The 18,425-nt window shown below is 47.2% G+C and carries 15 protein-coding genes and 1 riboswitch; of the genes, 3 read left to right on the top strand and 12 right to left on the bottom strand.

The window, feature by feature from the left end:
• Positions 1–8: 8 nt before the first annotated feature.
• Positions 9–1,016 carry a UDP-glucose 4-epimerase GalE gene (galE, locus tag ACV3PA_RS04880; protein ID WP_456125758.1) on the top strand — a complete coding sequence of 336 codons (1,008 nt, stop codon included), beginning with the start codon at positions 9–11 and terminating at the stop codon, positions 1,014–1,016.
• Positions 1,017–1,126: 110 nt separating this feature from the next.
• Here galE and pelG read toward each other — a convergent pair whose 3' ends face one another.
• From pelG to ACV3PA_RS04855, 5 genes are read right to left on the bottom strand one after another with little or no spacing between them, the layout of a single operon-like run.
• Complete coding sequence (gene pelG / locus ACV3PA_RS04875; RefSeq protein ID WP_456125757.1) at positions 1,127–2,587, bottom strand: exopolysaccharide Pel transporter PelG; 1,461 nt, start codon at positions 2,585–2,587, stop codon at positions 1,127–1,129.
• The gene (gene pelF / locus ACV3PA_RS04870; protein ID WP_456125756.1) at positions 2,568–3,986 is read right to left on the bottom strand and encodes a GT4 family glycosyltransferase PelF; all 1,419 of its coding nucleotides are present in this window, start codon (positions 3,984–3,986) and stop codon (positions 2,568–2,570) included. Before pelF ends, pelG begins: the two co-directional genes overlap by 20 nt.
• The gene (locus tag ACV3PA_RS04865) at positions 3,983–5,818 is read right to left on the bottom strand and encodes a DUF2194 domain-containing protein (RefSeq protein WP_456125755.1); all 1,836 of its coding nucleotides are present in this window, start codon (positions 5,816–5,818) and stop codon (positions 3,983–3,985) included. The genes pelF and ACV3PA_RS04865 overlap by 4 nt, the downstream gene beginning before the upstream one ends.
• A complete protein-coding gene (locus tag ACV3PA_RS04860; protein WP_456125754.1) occupies positions 5,815–6,723 on the bottom strand; it encodes a hypothetical protein in 909 nt (302 codons plus the stop codon). Before ACV3PA_RS04860 ends, ACV3PA_RS04865 begins: the two co-directional genes overlap by 4 nt.
• Positions 6,720–7,946, bottom strand: coding sequence for a GAF domain-containing protein (locus ACV3PA_RS04855; protein ID WP_456125753.1), 1,227 nt, complete (start codon positions 7,944–7,946; stop codon positions 6,720–6,722). Before ACV3PA_RS04855 ends, ACV3PA_RS04860 begins: the two co-directional genes overlap by 4 nt.
• A 71-nt stretch (positions 7,947–8,017) precedes the next feature.
• Positions 8,018–8,102, top strand: a riboswitch (cyclic di-GMP riboswitch).
• A gap of 106 nt (positions 8,103–8,208) precedes the next feature.
• Here ACV3PA_RS04855 and ACV3PA_RS04850 point away from each other — a divergent pair.
• Positions 8,209–9,000 carry a glycoside hydrolase family 191 protein gene (locus ACV3PA_RS04850; protein WP_456125752.1) on the top strand — a complete coding sequence of 264 codons (792 nt, stop codon included), beginning with the start codon at positions 8,209–8,211 and terminating at the stop codon, positions 8,998–9,000.
• A gap of 233 nt (positions 9,001–9,233) precedes the next feature.
• Positions 9,234–10,259, top strand: a complete 1,026-nt coding sequence (locus tag ACV3PA_RS04845) for a GGDEF domain-containing protein (protein ID WP_456125751.1) — start codon at positions 9,234–9,236, stop codon at positions 10,257–10,259.
• 119 nt (positions 10,260–10,378) lie between these two features.
• On the opposite strand, the gene galU is transcribed toward ACV3PA_RS04845, so the two are convergent.
• The 7 genes from galU to ACV3PA_RS04810 form a co-directional block, all read right to left on the bottom strand.
• Positions 10,379–11,245: a UTP--glucose-1-phosphate uridylyltransferase GalU gene (galU, locus tag ACV3PA_RS04840; protein WP_456125750.1), complete on the bottom strand. Its 867-nt coding sequence runs from the start codon at positions 11,243–11,245 to the stop codon at positions 10,379–10,381.
• Positions 11,246–11,262: 17 nt separating this feature from the next.
• Entirely contained in the window at positions 11,263–12,735 is a 1,473-nt protein-coding gene (locus tag ACV3PA_RS04835) for a glycosyltransferase (RefSeq protein ID WP_456125749.1), read from the bottom strand.
• Positions 12,736–13,001: 266 nt separating this feature from the next.
• On the bottom strand, positions 13,002–14,411 hold the full coding sequence (gene uhpT / locus ACV3PA_RS04830; protein ID WP_456125748.1) for a hexose-6-phosphate:phosphate antiporter: 1,410 nt from the start codon (positions 14,409–14,411) through the stop codon (positions 13,002–13,004).
• A gap of 36 nt (positions 14,412–14,447) precedes the next feature.
• The gene (locus tag ACV3PA_RS04825; RefSeq protein WP_456125747.1) at positions 14,448–15,437 is read right to left on the bottom strand and encodes an ABC transporter substrate-binding protein; all 990 of its coding nucleotides are present in this window, start codon (positions 15,435–15,437) and stop codon (positions 14,448–14,450) included.
• Complete coding sequence (locus ACV3PA_RS04820) at positions 15,434–16,210, bottom strand: DUF3919 family protein (protein ID WP_456125746.1); 777 nt, start codon at positions 16,208–16,210, stop codon at positions 15,434–15,436. Before ACV3PA_RS04820 ends, ACV3PA_RS04825 begins: the two co-directional genes overlap by 4 nt.
• A gap of 95 nt (positions 16,211–16,305) precedes the next feature.
• The gene (locus ACV3PA_RS04815; protein WP_456125745.1) at positions 16,306–17,691 is read right to left on the bottom strand and encodes a sensor histidine kinase; all 1,386 of its coding nucleotides are present in this window, start codon (positions 17,689–17,691) and stop codon (positions 16,306–16,308) included.
• Complete coding sequence (locus ACV3PA_RS04810) at positions 17,688–18,359, bottom strand: response regulator transcription factor (protein WP_456125744.1); 672 nt, start codon at positions 18,357–18,359, stop codon at positions 17,688–17,690. The genes ACV3PA_RS04815 and ACV3PA_RS04810 overlap by 4 nt, the downstream gene beginning before the upstream one ends.
• Between the last annotated feature and the right edge of the window lie 66 nt (positions 18,360–18,425).

The following is an 18,425-nucleotide window of genomic DNA, read 5'->3' as shown; positions in this document are numbered from 1 at the left end:
GGTACAACATGAATATTTTAGTAACGGGAGGGGCTGGCTATATCGGAAGCCATACCTGCCTCGAACTGCTGCGAGAGGGTCATGAAGTCATCGTCGTCGACAATTTAAGTAACAGTCATCGAAGTGCTCTTGAACGTGTCGAGCAGATCGCGAAACAGACGGTCACGTTCTATGAAGCGGACGTACGGGATGAATCGGCACTAGAGCGAATTTTCCAAAACCATGCGATTGACGCCGTCATTCACTTTGCTGGTTTAAAAGCAGTTGGTGAATCGGTATCGCAACCACTGTTCTACTATCAAAACAATCTGATCAGTTCCCTTGTCTTACTCGAAGTAATGGAACGTCATGATGTCAAGAAGCTCGTCTTCAGTTCATCTGCGACAGTTTATGGTGTGCCTGAGACGACACCAATTACCGAGTCTGCTCCGCGCTCTGCGACGAATCCTTACGGGGCGACGAAACTGATGATCGAGCAGATGCTTGAAGATATCGCCCATGCTGATCCGACATGGGACATTACGTTACTTCGTTACTTCAACCCGATCGGAGCGGATATGAGCGGTCTCATCGGTGAGGATCCAAACGGTATCCCGAACAACCTGATGCCTTACGTAACGCAAGTCGCTGCTGGAAAACTCGATACCCTTCAAATCTTCGGAAATGATTACGATACGGAAGATGGTACAGGTGTCCGCGATTATATCCATGTCGTCGATCTAGCAAAAGGACATATCAAAGCGCTCTACCACGATCATTCCGGAATCGAAGCGTTCAATTTAGGAACGGGACAAGGAACGAGTGTGCTTGAACTCGTTGCGACGTTCGAAGACGCGACGTCTCTGCAAATCGATCGAAAGATCACGGTGAGACGTCCGGGAGATGTTGGTTCGTGTTATGCGGACGCTTCCAAAGCAGAACGTTTACTTGGATGGAAAGCAGAAAAAAACTTGTATGACATGTGTAAGGATGCTTGGCGCTGGCAGTCTAAGAATCCGGACGGCTATCAAAAATAATAATGTTTTGTATTCAAACTAAAAAGGGCGATCCACTTCCGATACGAATTCGGAAATGGATCGCCCTTTTAAATTTAACGACATCCGCTTAAAAGAAACCTTTCACTCCTTCACATCCAGGAGCGATTCAATCGTTCACTCCATCGTGTAAAGCGCATCGAGCGTTGCGGTAAGACCATTCGACAAAACGTATGATAATCAATGTCTGCGACATACTGGATGAGTCGAATCAGCGCAAATGCAAACGTTAGTGTCGACCCGATTGCAAAGCTGAGACCGTATCCGGAAAAACCGAACGGCGCGATCAACAAGGCTAAGATCCCATTAGAGAAGAAGAACACGCATGAAATCCAGGCTGCCCCTTTTTGATCCTCAAAATACAGTAACAAAAGTGTCAAGACGAGAACCATCGCATTCGAGAATGCACCGATCGTCGTCATTTGGAAGATACTGATCGTTGCTTCCGGTAATGCAAGATAACCGAGTAGCGTCGAGGCGAACAATAAGGTAAACAGCGTAAACAATCCTTGATTTCGAAACAGTCGTTGTAACTCCTGACGTAAGACAAGCAACATGGCGTCCCGCGCTTTTTCGACCTGATCTAGCGTTCCGCCTTCATTCGCGTATCCATAAAAAATACGATACCGTTCATAAAAACGCGTCTCGACGGAAACGACGAAGATCGTCATCGTCGGAATGACCGTCAAATAGGACAAGAAGATGGCCGTATCGTATAACGGATGATAACGGAATGTCCCAAGATGAACAGCTCCTCCATCTGAGAACCAGATAACCCAGTTCCCGACCCACACACCAATATTGTAGAGAAAGCTCGTCCAAAAGAGTGCTGGGTAACGATCAAAGTAACTCAAGTAAGTAAACTGATTTTTCGTCCCGCGTTGCGGGAACGTCAGCAACATCGAGGTGAATAGACCAAATAACGTGACGACCATACCGAATGTGAAGCCTGCTGTTAAGGCAAGACTTGGTGTGATGAGACCCGTTACATACTCCATCAGATACCGATCAATGAGTACGACCGACCCGACAGCTACGATACCACCAATCAAAAAACTATACGCGACAGCCTGATAGAACTTCGCGGCACTTAAGAACAGGAAATGTACCCAAATCAGGTTAATCGTCATGAACAGAATGAAAATCAGTCCGTTCAACAAGAGCGGAAGTTTTGAAAAACTGAGGAAGATGAGAAAGACGATACTCCCTAGCGCCATCGTCATCTTTGTCATTCCTAAAAATGCAGGAAACAGATCTTCATATCGCTTCTCATAAAAACAATCTGCTAAATACCGTGTGACGACGAGTTGCTGAATACCGAGCAACACTTGTGAAAAAATGAAGCTATATGAGACGACCAGATTGAAGGTCGTCCGTTCTTCAAAAGAGGCAATCGACAGGAATGTCGTCAGCCACTGGGTCACAGCGATGGTCAAGATGACGATTAACCATGGACCGGACGTGACGAGTCCTGCAAAGGCGTATGCTTTTAGTCGTGATGAGAAATAGTCTTCTTGAAATAATTTTTGAAGCTTAAATCCGATGCCCGCCATACGTCACCCCCCTCTCTTGATACAATGTCTGATACTCCGAGATGAAGCGGTGCGTTTGATAATACGCAAGCGCGCGCTCTTTCCCATTTTGTCCGAAGCGAATCGCTTCTTCGGGATGCGACTGGAACCACGCGCATCGCTCCGCGATCCGACGCGGATTGACCGGTGGTACGACGAATCCAGCTGGACCGTAAGGATCATCCTCACGTCCATTGATTAGCTCGGAACACGCACCGACATCCGTCACGACCCACGGTATCCCTGCAGCCATGCCTTCTAAGACAGCAAGTGGTTGACCTTCCGAAATACTCGTCAATAAACAGACATCAAACGATGGCAGATAGCTCCGAATATCGACCTTTCCGACGAGTTTCACACTCTCTGATAGTTCAAAAAGATCGATTTGTTCTTGGCATTCACGGGCGTATTCCGGATCTTCTTCAAGTGGACCCATGATCGTCATTTCGAATGGAACCTGCATTTCCTGTAAGACCTTTGCGGCATGGATCATCGTCTTGATGTCCTTGATCGGAACGATGCGAACGATCGCACCGATCCGGAGTACGTCTTGCTTCGGAGTATGTCCTAACGCTGCAAGCCCCGTCGCATCGATTCCATTTGGGATGACACGAATCTTTTCAGCCGGCGCACCGAGTTCGCGCTGCAATTCACCATTTCGGTCAAAGAGCGTAATGATATTGTCTGCCCCAGCGTAGGCTTCGCGTGATAAATGATGGAAGAACTGGACCCAGTGCATGCGATACTCTTGCGGAATCCACATCGCTTGGACGAGTTCTTCTTCCCGTTCCCGTGAATAAATCCCATGCTCCGTCAAGACGAACGGAACATGCTGTCGCTGTTTGATCGCTGCTGCGACGAGTCCTGCATATCCAGTCGACGCAGAATGGATCAGATCGACGGTCGGTAAGTCGGCTTGGAGCAATTCAAGAACGGGTGCATACATGCTACGCCACATCCATAAATAATCGATGAAGGAGCCAGCTTGTCGTTCTTCTCGGTAACTCGTCTTAACGAGATCAAAAAAGAGACGGCTTGAGAAAAATTGAGTCGACGTTCCGATCGCTTGACCAAAAAGCGGGAAAATCGATGTATTCGTCGCCTGAAATCGCATCCATCGTTTAATATCTTCTTCCTGTTCCGGCGTCAACGTCTGTTTTAACGGACGTGTCTCATGAGTTTGATCAAGTGCAAGGTTCGTCACACCGACGACGTTCGCAGGAAGTGTGTACCGGAAGTCGGTTTCTGTCATCCGTGTAGGTGTAATCGTGATCAGTTCAAACTCATGCTCTGTCATTTGTTGGATCAACATATGTGCCCAACTGGCGACACCACCACTGACATAGGGATAACTCCCTTCTAACACTAAACCAATTTTCATTGAGATCCCTCCAGTACCGGTATGCGCGCGAAGTTCTTCTTGAGTTCTACTTCGTATAAATCGTCCGCATCCCCAAGTTTTCGCACTTGCCCGTACGCGAAGGACCCGGTCGCTAGTTTTCCTTCATTGACTCGAACAACCATCTTCGAAGGAAGAAGCATTTGACTACCTGAAATCTCAATCGCTGTTTTAGAATAACGAACATCGATGTTCGATTCTTGATACAGCTTCATTTTTTTGTAGCCATCGTACTGCGTCATACTTTCGAGATACGGATAATCCGTATGAATCGTTTTGAACATCTTTTCAATCGAACGTTCCATCTTCGGCCATCCTTGTCCTTTTGAGCGTCGTTCATCGAGGACGTCATCCGGGTGGATGAAGTGCGAGACAAGCCCGAAGTTCGCGACAGCATCCGCTAAGACGAACATGTCTTCAGGCGATTCATTGTATCCGCTTGTGATCCGGGGGAAGTTATAGAGATTCTTATGAACAGGATCTGGCTCGAACTCTTGGATGTAACTTCCTTTTGAGGAGTCTCCGATATAAAGAGACGCGATAATCATTCCATCCGGGAACGCTTCATTTAAGACGGATAAACCGGTTGGACCAATAATGTTCGAAGGTGGTACATAGCTACGCAGTTGCTCGTTCGGGAAGAAATATTGATGCGCTGCTTTTACTTCCTCGATTCCTTTCACCATCTGTTTACGGTTCTCCCAAGTGGTATAGCCGAGACTTGGATCCATCGTCTCACCGTTAACGATGAGCGGTTGGTGGTTATATCCATGTAAACCGAGTTCTCCGCCCATCTTCAATAATCCCCGTCCGAAGTTCAGCATCGGAAAACGAATGTTTTCAATCAATTGTTTTTCCGTATCATAAATCGCGTTCTTATAGCTTCCGATGATGAATCCAGAATAGATGACATCTTGTTCCTTCGCGATCCGTTGCATATCTTTCCACCAGACTTCTGCGAAGAAGTCCTTGACGGTCAAATCATAGTTTTTCTGAATCGCTGGGTTGGAGGCATCCGGTACGGGTGCCGGAAAATCATCGAAATGCGCCAGCTTCACAGCGACTTGCTGACTGACGAATGTTGGAAACAGCAACGAAAGGGACTGAACGAGTAAACCGCGCGAGTTTTTTTCGAGCAACGAAGAGGTATTCCAAAACAAGACCTCTCCTTTTCCGTATTCATGGGTCCATAAGATCGGATTCCCATCAGCCTCGATTTTGACATCGGCATCTTTTAACGTCACATCCGCAATACTATGGACGAATAAGGTAGAAGTTTTCGGTAAATCGATATACCCGGGAAATAAGTCTTTTTTAAACGTCATCCCGTTGACGTCCTCTTTAAAATCACCAAAGCGTTCTACCCCTACTAAGTTGCCCCATTTCGGATCGATGAATCGACCAGCGATGTACAAGCGACCGCCTTGTTGGACGAATTTTCGAATGGTCTCATACGGCCATTCCTTCGTATGTTCACCGGATAAGACAAGCACTGTCCGGTCATTTGGTTGAAGCGTCTTGATGTCTGACGTACGAATCCGTTGGTGATCGATTTTCGCATATTTCAACGCATACGAGAAATTTTCGATTGCGCCTTTTGACAGGTCGCTATCGTTTTGAAGTAAGTAGACACGAAGTGCCTCCCCTTTTGCTTCAGTCGTTTTCGTATTTGCCGTCTCGAATGAACGGACCTTCGTTTCTTCAGAAGGAATCAGTCGATGCGGATAATCGAGACGAAATAGCTGTACGATGCCCATCGTCACGAATAACACGGCAAATAATCCAATGAGATAGCCGTAAGGTTTCTTATTCATTGGTCTCCTCCTTCCAAACGTTCCAATATGAAGCGATGTTCTTCTGGGATGTCCTCATCTGCCACTTCTGTTCTTAACTGACGGAGCACCGGTCCAATCGAAGTCCAGTCATTTCGTCGAAAGTAATAGCGGATTAACGCGAGATATCCGTCTGGCAACGTCGGGTGGATATGAATCATCTCTTTATACGACGCAATCGCCTTCTCATTCTTTCCTTGCCGATGCGCCATCTCTGCTTCTGCTTCAATCCGAACGAGATCAGTCGGATAGAAGGCTCGCATTTGCTCAAGTACAGCCTCAAGCCGTTCATCCAATCGGTGAATACCACCTTCGTCTAATAATCCACTCTCGAGAAAGGTTCGACACTCTTGAATGAAGAGATGATACGTCGTCACATCTACCGGATTGAGTTGTTGTTCCCGTAGACGAAGATTAGCTTCGTAACGGTCGAACAGCGAGTTTCGCACCGTCGCTGCGTAGTGAACGGTTTCTGAGTCGTCATGATCGAGTCCATATTGCAAATACTTTCCGGTCTCCTTCAAGGACGATGTCGTCAAATGAATCATCGATTGCTTCCGACGCTTTGCATCCATGTTCAATGCCTCTTTAATCGGAACCATCTCCATATTGTCTGCAGCTTGTTGTTGAAGTCCTTCGAGATTCATCACATCGAACTGCACATATTCATCGTAATCCAGTAACGTATCGGAAGAAGCAAAACGACGGGAAATCAGATAAGCCAGTCCCCCTAGTACTTCACCAAGAAGCGGTAGGACGGCACTGAATAAGCAAATGAACGTTAAGATCCCTCGCTCTTGCTCTGGCAATCGAAAGACGAGTACGCGATAAGCCAACACGATGAGCAAAAGATGAAGGACATAAAGAACGAGTAGGAGTGTCGTCATTGGACACGCCCTCCTTTTTGAACATACATAGCCTTGATTCGTTCGAGGAATCGGTTCGCATGTTCTTGAGGTGTTCCGGGTAATAAGAACTGAAGGTGTTCCGTGTCTTCATCAAAACCGATCAGGTCAATTTCACGCATCGATTGTCGCAAGATCAATTCCAGTTCAATCAGAGAAAACGGTGTATTTCGAATATCAAGCTGAACGAGACTATACGGTTGACCATAATGCTCGCGTCTATATTCTTGGTATTTCACTTTTTCATCAAAGTGCTCTCGCTTGAAGATATGCGTCCCTTCAATTAATTCGTGTCGTGTCTCGATCCATTCCATCAGCATCGCTTTTTCGATGCGTGAACCTGTCCAATCAACGATCAACTGCATGACGTGCATCTCATAATTCGTCAAGCGTTCAAAAGCGATCGATTGAATGACGACGACTTCCTGGATGCGTCCGTCATAACGGATCGGTGCTAAGAGTAACGGCACATCCGTCTCATCGATTGTCCGGATGGCAATCGCCTGTTTTTGGAACATCCGTTGGTAGATGCCTTGTTCCGGATCGATGAACATTGTTTGCGGTAACAGTTCCTTATCACCGAAACGAATGTGCAACCGAAGCGTACGACGTGACGCATCAACGTGGTAGATCGCGATTTCCTTTGCATCGAAGGAATCCTGTAAGATTTGCAACAGCTTATCGCGTACAATGTCCGCGACGGATTGATCAAGTTCTGTTCCAATCCGGTAAATGTTCGTCAACGTGTGATTGGATTCAAGTACTTTGTTACGCATTGCCTCTTGCGCAACGCGTAACTTTTCGAGCGTATCGCGCAACCGTTCGTTCTCTTCTGTCACTTCCTCTTGTCGTAAGCGTAAGGATAGATAACGTTCTTGGAAAGAAGTACTGAACATACCGCAAGAAATCGCGACTAGGAAGTGCAGGATGATCCATGACAATTCACCTCGGTCATAAACGAAGAGTAAAACGTCTTCTCCTGCCCAGGCGAGAGAACTCAGGTGATAGATCATCGTAAACAGAAAGCTCGCGAAGGCTCCGAGGAGTCCGTAACGGAGAGAAAAAAGTAAAATATAAAAAATAAGTGGGTCAATCGTCCATTTTAAGATCGAAAGGTTAAACATATAGTCTAAAGTGCCGATAATAAGAATACTAACGATCATCTCAATCCACTTGATGCCTTGCCGGTGCTGAGTATATATCATTTTATTCACTCCTTTTGTTTTTTATCGGTATGAAGATGGAAGAAATGTATCGTTGGAACACTACAATTTCATATCGAGAAGGGCAAACTTACTGAAAAGTAAGGGCGCAAAGACATGGGTCGTCGATCTCCGGATACCGATCGCCAGTCTGCAATGCCGCAGCCGCTCTCTGATAATTAATCAGGAGGCTATCAACATGGGTATTATCTCACTCAAGCGCATGACGTCTATTTTGTGCATTCTTTTATTAGGAGTGTTCTTCATGTCGTCACTAGACGCAAAAGCAGAAAAATCTAATCCATTAGACAATGCGAAGTCGTACAAAGTTTACTACGACGCACCGTCAGCAGCGAAAATCAAAAAGATGCAACAGTACGATGTCATGATCATCGAACCTGTCTTCTATTCCGCTGCACAAATCAAACAGATTCAACAAAACGGTACAAAAGTATACGGCTACATCAATACGATGGAAGCAGATAACTGGAATACGGATTTGATGGGGCAACTCGTCGAGTCAGACTTTTTCCACCGCGATGGTCAGCGGATTCATTACGCTGAATGGGATTCGTACTTAACGGACATCACATCGAAACACTACCAAGCTGTTTTAATGAAAGAAGTCGAGAAACAAATCGTCCAAAAAGGACTAGATGGCGTTTTCCTCGATACAGTAGGCAACATCGATAACGAACATGCCGACCAACCCGTCATTCTCGAACAACAACGGGTAGGAATGACGAACTTCTTAAAATCACTTAAAACTAAACATGCGTCGCTTTCGCTGATCCAGAACTGGGGATTCGGAACGTTGAAATACCATACGTATCCTTATATCGATGGCATCATGTGGGAGAACTTCAATTATTCAACGGTCGCCAACGATCAGTGGTCAAAAGATCGGATGACGGACCTCCAAAAATTGAGTCAATCTCAAGACATTAAAACATTGACGATTTCTTCTGTACAAGGAGCAAAAAGTGCGACACTCGCTCAAAAAAATGGATTCCTTCACATGAAATCAAACGTCGATTTGAATTACAATAAATTCTAAACACTTTCATATACCACCTTATAAAATGACAGTGACTCCCATCACTTGTCAAGTATCTGGCATATGCTATACTTCGAAGATGAAGGACCATTTCCCTCTAAAATCTGAGGAAAATGGTCCTTTTTGTCTCCATAAAAATCCATTATGTCAAATACTTATATACAGTATTTGACACTAACCGTTTTTAATTATATATTTTAGAAAACTATTTGTATAGATTGGATGTCTTATATATGATTCAAGATTGGATGATTCAAGGGTGCATGATTTTTGCACTGACGTATCTCCTTTTAGCCACATATCAACTAATTCGTAGTAGAAATAGTGAACGTGTAGGTACCGTAATCCTCATCCTCTGGTTTGGGACTTACATGTTGACGATTGATGTTTTACTTTCATCACAGTCTTTGTTTTGGCAGGTCATTCCTTTTGTTCTATTAGCATATCATCGAGAAAAAGGACCGTTTCTTAGCCTAACGCTCATCACGCTTATCCATACATGGATCAACGCGAACATCGATGCTGTACTTCTTGCGTCAGCAGGGATCGTGATCCTCTCATTACTTTTACGACAAAAGACGCATCTTGCTTTACGCTTTGGTGTGCTTCATCTTTTCATCGGAAGTACACTACTGTTTTTGCTACCGGATCAAACGCTACCACTCGTCGTTTTTCATGGAAGCCTTACGCTTTTGATGTACGGCATATTCCTTTATCTATTACCACTCCAACAACGTCACCGGAAGCAGCTTGAAGTCTATCAACATTTAGCGGAGTATGACGCGTTGACCGGTCTTGCTAATCGACGGGCATGGGAATTACGCGCTAAGACACTAGCCGGTCAATCTTCGACCTATCACTTGATCATTCTCGATTTGGATCAATTCAAACAAGTGAATGATCAGTACGGTCATTCGAATGGCGATGCGGTCTTGGAACAATTTGCGAAAATCCTTGAGCGCAATACCCGTCCGGAAGATTTAGTCGCCCGTATGGGTGGAGAAGAGTTCATCGTACTCTTAACGGATTTGACGCCAGAACAAGCAACTACCATCGCAGAACGAATTCGCCAAGAAGTCGAACGGCATACGTTCCGTTTATTAGATGGCTCTTCGATTCATGTTACGACGTCGATCGGACTGTCTTCCGGAAAGCGCGACATCCCTGTCCAGCATTCGATGGAACTATCCGATAAAGCCCTCTATCAAGCCAAAAAATCAGGACGAAACATCGTTCGGATTGCTAGTCATCTGTTGTGAAAAGACCTTTAAGGGGTCTTTTTTTAGATTCTCCTCTAAAAAATTCAGCTATGGAGACCATCTCATACTTTTGTAACCATCAAAAAACGTGTACACCCACTTGGATGTACACGTCTGATTCACTGGAATCGTTTCAGAAATTCTTTTAATTCTTCATGCATTTCAGGATCCTTCATTGCATATTCAATCGTCGTCTTGACGAAACCGAGTTTCTCACCGACATCATGACGGCTCCCCTCAAAATCAAACGCATAGACTGCTTGATCCGCATTCAACCGTTCGATCGCATCGGTCAATTGGATTTCGCCCCCAGCCCCTTCCGACTGGTTTTCCAAGTAATCAAAGATATCCGCCGTCAAGACGTATCGGCCCATGATCGCAAGATTCGAAGGCGCCGTCCCGGGCTCGGGTTTCTCGACGAATCGGCGAACCGGATAGAGTCGTCCATCTTTATCGATCGGATCGATGATTCCGTAACGGTGTGTTTCTTTTGGTTCGACTTCTTGGACACCGATGACGGACTGACCGGTCTCGTCGTAGGCATCCATTAATTGACGAATCGCGGGTGTCTCCGACTCGACGATATCATCGCCGAGTAAGACGGCAAATGGTTCGTCCCCGATGAATTGACGAGCTGTCCAAATCGCATGACCAAGTCCTTTTTGTTCTTTTTGGCGGACATAAAAAATGTTCGCAAGATTCGTCGAGGCACACACTTTCTCGAGTAAATCTGTTTTTCCCGACGCCTGAAGTGCAGCTTCTAGTTCATATTGATGATCGAAATGATCCTCGATCGCACGCTTGTGTTTTCCGGTCACGATGATAATATCTTCGATTCCTGCAGCAGCGGCTTCTTCGACGATGTATTGGATCGTCGGTTTATCAAGAATCGGTAACATCTCTTTCGGCATGGCTTTCGTCGCCGGTAAAAAGCGTGTGCCGAGCCCCGCAGCTGGAATAATGGCTTTTTTAATTGGTTTTTTCATTGTATTCGCTCCTTCGATCATTCAGTATGCAGCCAGTTCAGCAGGTTGCGGTAATTTTCAATGCCCTTCGTCTGATATAACGTAGGTTTCGTTTGTACGTGTGTGAGCGGTCGTTCGACGATATCGACCATTTTTTCTGCGAATCCCGTAACATCCCCCTCAGGTACGAGGTATCCATTTTGACCATCTTCGATGATTTCACGTGGTCCATATCGAACGTCATAAGCAATGACTGGACAGCCAACATTAATGCTTTCCATGACGGTCAGACCGAATCCTTCAAATCGACTCGTCAATAACGACGCGCGGGAAGAAGCAAAGACTTGGTCTGGTGTCGACGTAAAGTCATGAATCAGAACATCTTCTTCAATGTTGAGCAAGTACATCATCTGTTTCATCAAAGCCAGTTGTCCATCCTCATCCGCTCCGTAAAGCGCAAGTTTCGTCGGGTGACCCGATCGTTTGAAGATGGCATAACTGCGGAGTAAGTGCTCGAGTTGCTTTTGTTTTCCGAAGCGTCCGATGAAACAAAACTGATCCTGTACATGCGTTCGATCGATTTCAACTGGTACGATTGAATGTGGAATGACTGCAAACTGATCATCCGGTATCGAAAAACGTGCTTGGATCTCGTCTTTTTGATGATTCGTTAAAACAAGATATTTTGCGACACGATCTGCTCTTTCAAGCGCGGTGCGGTACGACTTTTTTATCTGTTGCGGATTCGCATCCAGATGAGAATTATGGAAAACGAGTACATTCTTCGTTTGAGGTGTACTGTTGAGCAGCGCTCGGTCTAGTAATCGTGCATCATTAAAGACGATGTCGCCATCTGAGAAACGCTGATTGAAGTAATGAAGGAACAGATCTGTCTCCGTCTGAAATGTATACGCGGGTCGTCCTTGTCGATAGATTTGAATCGAAATCAGCTTGTTTCGTTTTTGCTCTTCGAAGTGCTTCTCACAATAGATTTGACCGTACCGATCGTAAAATTGTTCGTGGATTTTTTTATGCGTATTTGGTGAGTAACGAATCTTACGATGCAAACGACCGCTATGATTGTATTGCCAGCGTTCGACTTTTTTCTTCGAGACTGGACTCATGAAATCTTCGAATGCTAGACAATCACTTTTCTCTTGATATTTTCGGTACAAGACATACGTATCTCCATCATAATAACGGACCGTATTGACATCGACATGGACGGCACGTAGTCCCTCCAGTTCTCTTACGCTTTCAACCCTTTCTTTTGGACCGAATAATCGTTTTTGGGAAAGCCAGTCATACAAATTCTCCACTTGTGTCGTCTCACTTATCCTATTTTTGTCGCGAAACGTCCGTATCACCTCATCATACGACCCATCGTAGTTGGTCGTTATGATGGTCGTCGCGTAATCTAGATGCTGTTCGATCAATGCGATTCGACTAAGGAGCGACTTCGTACGTCCACCATGTTGAATCGGCAATGTTGAAGTAATCGTATATAGCATGATTCACACTTCCTTTTTCTGATTTACACGTCTTCGTCCTCTCCTTATTACCGCTCTTTGTGATGAGAAAACCTAAAACGGAACACTGTACAGCCGTTTTTTTGTTCAGTGCTCACTTCTTTCATGAAATGGACACGTTCGCGCGATTACTCTGCTTCTTTTTTTCATTCCCTAATCAGATTGAAAACATACCTTTTGCATATTGTTTTCGGATTAGGAATATACAAAACAGCCCCTCTCTTTCATTAGAGAGGGACTGTCCATATTCATGAGCTTAGTTTGTCCGCTTGGCGTTCCAGCAGTCCAAGGCGACGAATCTTTTTCTCTTCGACGACCGCAACAATTGCTAAGGCAATCAACCCGAACAGTAACGCGGCATTGAAGATGACGAACGTATCACTCCAGCCGTGCAACGTAACCGAACCGATCGTTAGACCGTTCGTTTCCGGGTCAGCAATTTTTGCGAGACCGACTTTTGCGATCGAATCACCGAACAAGTAACCGAACGTACCGACCATCCCGTTCGTGACCGTCGTTGCTTGTTTCGGTGCAAAGCTGATGACCGAGACGCCGATCAAGAGCTGTGGTCCATAGATGAGCGCACCGAGTGCGAACAGGGACGCATAGATCATGACTTCACTCGTACCGTAACGATAACCGAGGACCGCGACTCCTGTCAGCAAAAGACAGATTGCTGCGACGAGCGCGCGGCGCCCTTTGAGTAAGTCGGACACATACCCCCAAATCATACTGCCGCATAATGCACCGATTTCAAAGAAGAAGATCGTATTAACGGCGCTCTCCGTGCTGAAATGCAAGTGTTCTGTGACATAGAGTGGTGCCCAGTTATCGATCCCGATCCGGACGATGTAGACGAAGACGTTTGCGATACAGAGCGTCCAAATCCATGGGTTTGAGATGACGTACGTCTTGAAGATTTGCCACTTCGTCATGCTTTCAGCAGCGATGTTTTCCGGTTCGATTGGTTCCTCGAAAATTTCCTCACTCCGGTTCCACCCGAGTTCCTCCGGATCATCCTTCCCGATGAACAGACCGACGATCCCGATGACAAGCGCAATCACTGCCGGGAAGATGAACATCCCGACGACACTTCCGTTGAAGAAGACGTTCGCTCCCCAAAGCGCAAGACCCCCGGCAATCGCTCCACCAATGTTGTGCGAGACGTTCCAGAACCCAAGGTAGCGTCCACGTTTTTCAAACGGCGTCCAGCGGGCGATCGTCGAATACGACGATGGTCCACCGACCGATTGGAAGAAACCACTGAGTCCCCAAAGGACCATCAAGAGACCAACCGGACTTCCGCCGGCACTCATCAACAGTCCCATCGCAGTGACAATTAGAGAAGATAAAATCAATAAGAACGAGATGACACGTTTCGTATTTTTCCCGTCAACGAAGTACCCGAGTAACGTTTTCCCGATCCCGTACGTAATCGAGAAGGCAAAACCAATATATCCAAGTTCTGTTGTTGTAAAGCCGAGTTCTTCCTTCAAGAGTGGTTGTGCTGCCTTGAAGTTGTTCCGGATGAGGTACATCGCCATATATGAGAAGAAGACGACTAAAAAGGCCTTTAAGAATTGTTGTAACCATTGTTTGCGTTGTACTTCGATTGGTATGCCCGCATTCGGCAATTTTTTGATGCTGAAGAAGCCCATCTTCCATTTCCCCTATCCTGAATCAGAGTCTTCGCATCATTTGTCCTGGAGCTGATTGAATCGACGGAGATAGTCCCGGTAATCGGCGACGATGTCCTGCCCGATATTTTGCTGGATCGGTTGTGTCTTCGCGATCGCATAGGTCGGCGTTCCGTACGAAACTTTCCGCAGGATGGCTTGACCGTCAGTCGACAGTACGAAACGCATGAAGGCATTCGCCTGCTTCTGTTGCGTCCGTCCCTTTAACTTCGAAATCGCGTTGATCGAGTACGTATCAAGCGGGATGCTTTTAACCGGATAATACTTTTCACGTAGCGATTGTTGATCGCCGATGAAATTGACCCCAAGCATCGCTTCCCCACTGGCGACATACGACGTCGGTGCAAATCCGTTTGCCGTGAATAGTCGCGTTCGCTCGATCAATTGACGTAAGACATCTTCCGCCTTCGTTCCGTATCCGTCAAAGACCGCTTGCAGAATCGTCGCGCCGGTACCAGAATGGTTCGGATCCGGCAAAATCAACTCGTCCTGGTACCGCTTCGCCGTCAAGTCGGCGAGTGTCTTCGGATATGGTGCTGCCCCGAACCGCTCGTTCCAGACGTCCGTATTGATGACGATCGCTAAGCGTTCGACTTCATAGCCGATCCAGTAACGACCCGGATCTTGCAGCTCCGCTTGATCCATGTCGCTTGGAAACGGCGTCGATAATCCCCGTTGCTTGAGCGTCTGGTGGGCGTCCCACGTTCCCCCGATGATGACATCAGCGCGCGGATGATCCGCTTCCTTCGTCACACGCCGGACGAGTTCTTCCGTCGAGAGACGCACGAACTCATACGTACACCCCGCTTGTTCACAATATGACGATAGCAAGGCACGGCCGATATCCTCTTTCGCGGAGACATACGCCGTCAAATGCGGGACTGTTTCCCGCGCAGCTGTACCCTGCTTCGTCTGTTCATTGTTGCGGACGATCCAAATGCTCATGAGACAAATGATACTCAGCAAGAAGAGCATTCCTTTTCTCATCGTCCCGCCTCCTTCCCTGTTGGCAGGAGTTGACCTTTTAAATAGAAGGTGTTCCCATTGTCATCATCCATGTACTGGACGCTGAACAATGTTTCGTACACTGTGACGTTCATCAGATTCGCACGCGTGTTCTGCTCATCCTTGAACCGCTGGAGCTTGAGAATGCGCGGCTGTCCCTGACTCGCATCAAGCGCCTGACCAACTTCTTCATAGTCCGTCATCGGCTCTGCCTGCGTCAGGCGATGCTTGACGTCTTCTCGCTCGCGTGCAGTCAACGTACGCGAGCGCCCCGCTTCATACCACGTCACGACTTCTGCCTCGGCGAACTGACGCGCAAGTTGTTCCGGTTCGTGGTACGCATTCAAGAACCGCGCGTTTAATGTCGTCGTCTGTGTATTCGGACGTTTTGCGACACATTGTCCGTTTAACGTCATGCTTTCTCCGAGTGAGAACGTCCATGTCGTTCCGTTTAAGAAACGAAGCGTGCCGTTAAATGTTGCAGTACCTGCCGAACAGGTCCCGTTTGCCACCGTCTTCATTTGCTTCAAAAGAGTCGTGATGCGCTGGACTTCCGTTCCGTCTTCTACCGTCTGCTCGCCCCATGACCGGTGACGTAATGTCAATTCAGTCGGAAGCGAGTCATCGGAAGCATTCAGTCGTTTTGGTCCATCAAGGACATGTAAGCGTCCGAAGACCGTCTGCTGAAGCAAAAGAAGACCGAGGGCAAACAAGATACCCATCAGGAAGAGATACGCGATGGTCGATGCTTTCATGATTCCTCTCCTTGCTTAAGTCTTAGATTACGGGGCAATTGTTTCGTAAATCCGGTCGAAATGTTTCGTAAATGTATCATTTGTAAGCGATTACATCACGTTTGATTGGCTAATCGGAAGGTGAGTATGATACGTGTACCACTCGCATCACTTTCAAGCGCGAACTCGCCACCCTGTTCCTGCATCAAACGCCGGCAGAGCGGCAGACCGAGTCCATTCCCACTCGCCGTCGTCAAACTATGTTGCTCGTTCTCCCATTCGGCAAGCACGGCTGGATCGATGCCAATCCCGTCATCTGTCATGATGAGTTGCAATGTCGTGTCCGTACTGACTACTGCAAACGTCACCGTCATCGCGTCACTATACTTGACGGCATTCTCAAGTAAGTTCAACAAGATCTGTTTCGTCTGATCAGGTTGTCCGAGCACGTAAATGGACGGAACATCTTGTTCGACTTGAACCCCTTGTCCGTCAAGTCGCAGTTGCATGATGAATAAGGCATCGGTAAGCAGGGCATCAAGTGCGAACATCGTCGAAGTTGCGTGGCGTTCATTACGTTGCTGTTTCGCCTGCTCAAGATTGTGTGAGACGAGTCGCAGCAAGCGCTGACTCTCGACTTCGATGTAGTGATAGCAGTGTGCCGCTTCGTCCGGTGGCAGTTTCGGGATCAATTCGACATAGCCCATAATCGCCGTCATCGGTGTCCGAAGTTCATGCGTGATGTGATCGATGAACGTTTGTTGGTCATTTCGTTGTTGCTCGAGCTGTCCGATATTGTGCTGAATTGCGTCAGCAAGTGTCGAGAAGTCTGCTGCAAGTCGGTTCAGTTCCTCATACGGATAAGCTGGAAGTGCGTTCGCATAGTGCCCTTTCGTCAAGGCATGCGAGACACTCCGTAGATCGTCGATCGGTCCGATTAATGTCTTCGCCATCCGCCGCGCTGTCCAGACGGCGATCACAATCAACATCAGAAATACACCGGTGAAGACATAGGTGAATTGCCGCAGCAGTTCAGCTTCCGTCCGGAGATCGACGAGAAAACGGACGGACCCGATGATATCGGTCTTGCCGTACAGCGGGCTTGAGAAGAACAGCACCGGAACATCAGTCTCCTTGAGGAACAGATAACTCGATTTTCCTTTTAAGGCTTGATCAATGTCTCCCGCGAGAAGTGGCAATTGATCGCGCTCTGAATCGGCGAGCAGTTCCGCGTTTGGTCCGAATAATTGAACGCGTGCGTCGAACCGGTCTGCTAAGTAGGACGCGATCGGCACCGCCGTATCGGCGAGCGAATCCGTCTCTTCGCTTGCGAGGTAATTCGTCGTATAGAGTTCTGCCTCCCGACTCAGTTTTTGGACCGACTCGACGGCGTTCTCATAGAGATTCGATTGGATGAAGGCATAAAGAATCAAAAACAGAACGAGTAGTGCCGGAACGAGGAGAAGGACGAAGTTTTCCGTGATGACTTGGCGTAGCTTCATGCGTCGACCCACTTGTAGCCGACACCGTAAATCGTCTTGATCCGTTCGCCTTGCGCGCCGAGCTTCTTGCGTAAGCGCTGGACCATGATGTCGACGGCACGGGTCTGACCAGAGTAGTCAAAGCCCCAGACCTGTTCGAGCAATTCGTCACGCTCGAAGACCCGTTTCGGATGTGTTAGGAAGAGTGCGAGCAACGCATACTCCCGGTATGTCAGCGGCAACGGTTGTCCGTCAAGACGGATGACTCGTTCTTCCGGATTAACCGATAAGAATGGATCGGTCACAACAGGCACGGGTGGTGTGACCGTCTTCGCGCGTTTCAATAAATTTTTGACGCGTAAGACGAGTTCCGTTCCATTGAACGGTTTTGTCATGTAGTCATCCGCTCCGAGCTGCAGACCGATGATCTTATCGTTCATTTGATCACGTGCCGTCAGCATCAAGATCGGTAAGTCAGGCGTCTTTTCCCGAAGCCGAGGAATTAAATCGAAGCCGGTCGTATCCGGTAGCATCAAATCGAGGACAACCAAATCAAAGGTCTGCGTCGCCTGTAACGCGATTGCCGTTACTCCATCGGCAGCCGTCTCGACCGTTTGACCATCGAGCTCGAGTTGGAGTTTGACGAGATGTCGGATGCTTGACTCATCGTCAATGACAAGAATGTGCATAGGAATTCCTTCTTTCTGGACAGGTTTTTCTGTTCCCTAGCGTATCATGGAATCGCTTGCAATCCC

This window comes from Exiguobacterium sp. EA-TM-5, from assembly GCF_053878415.1.
Note: the sequence above shows the minus strand (reverse complement) of the source record. Positions and strands in the feature narration are given on the sequence as shown.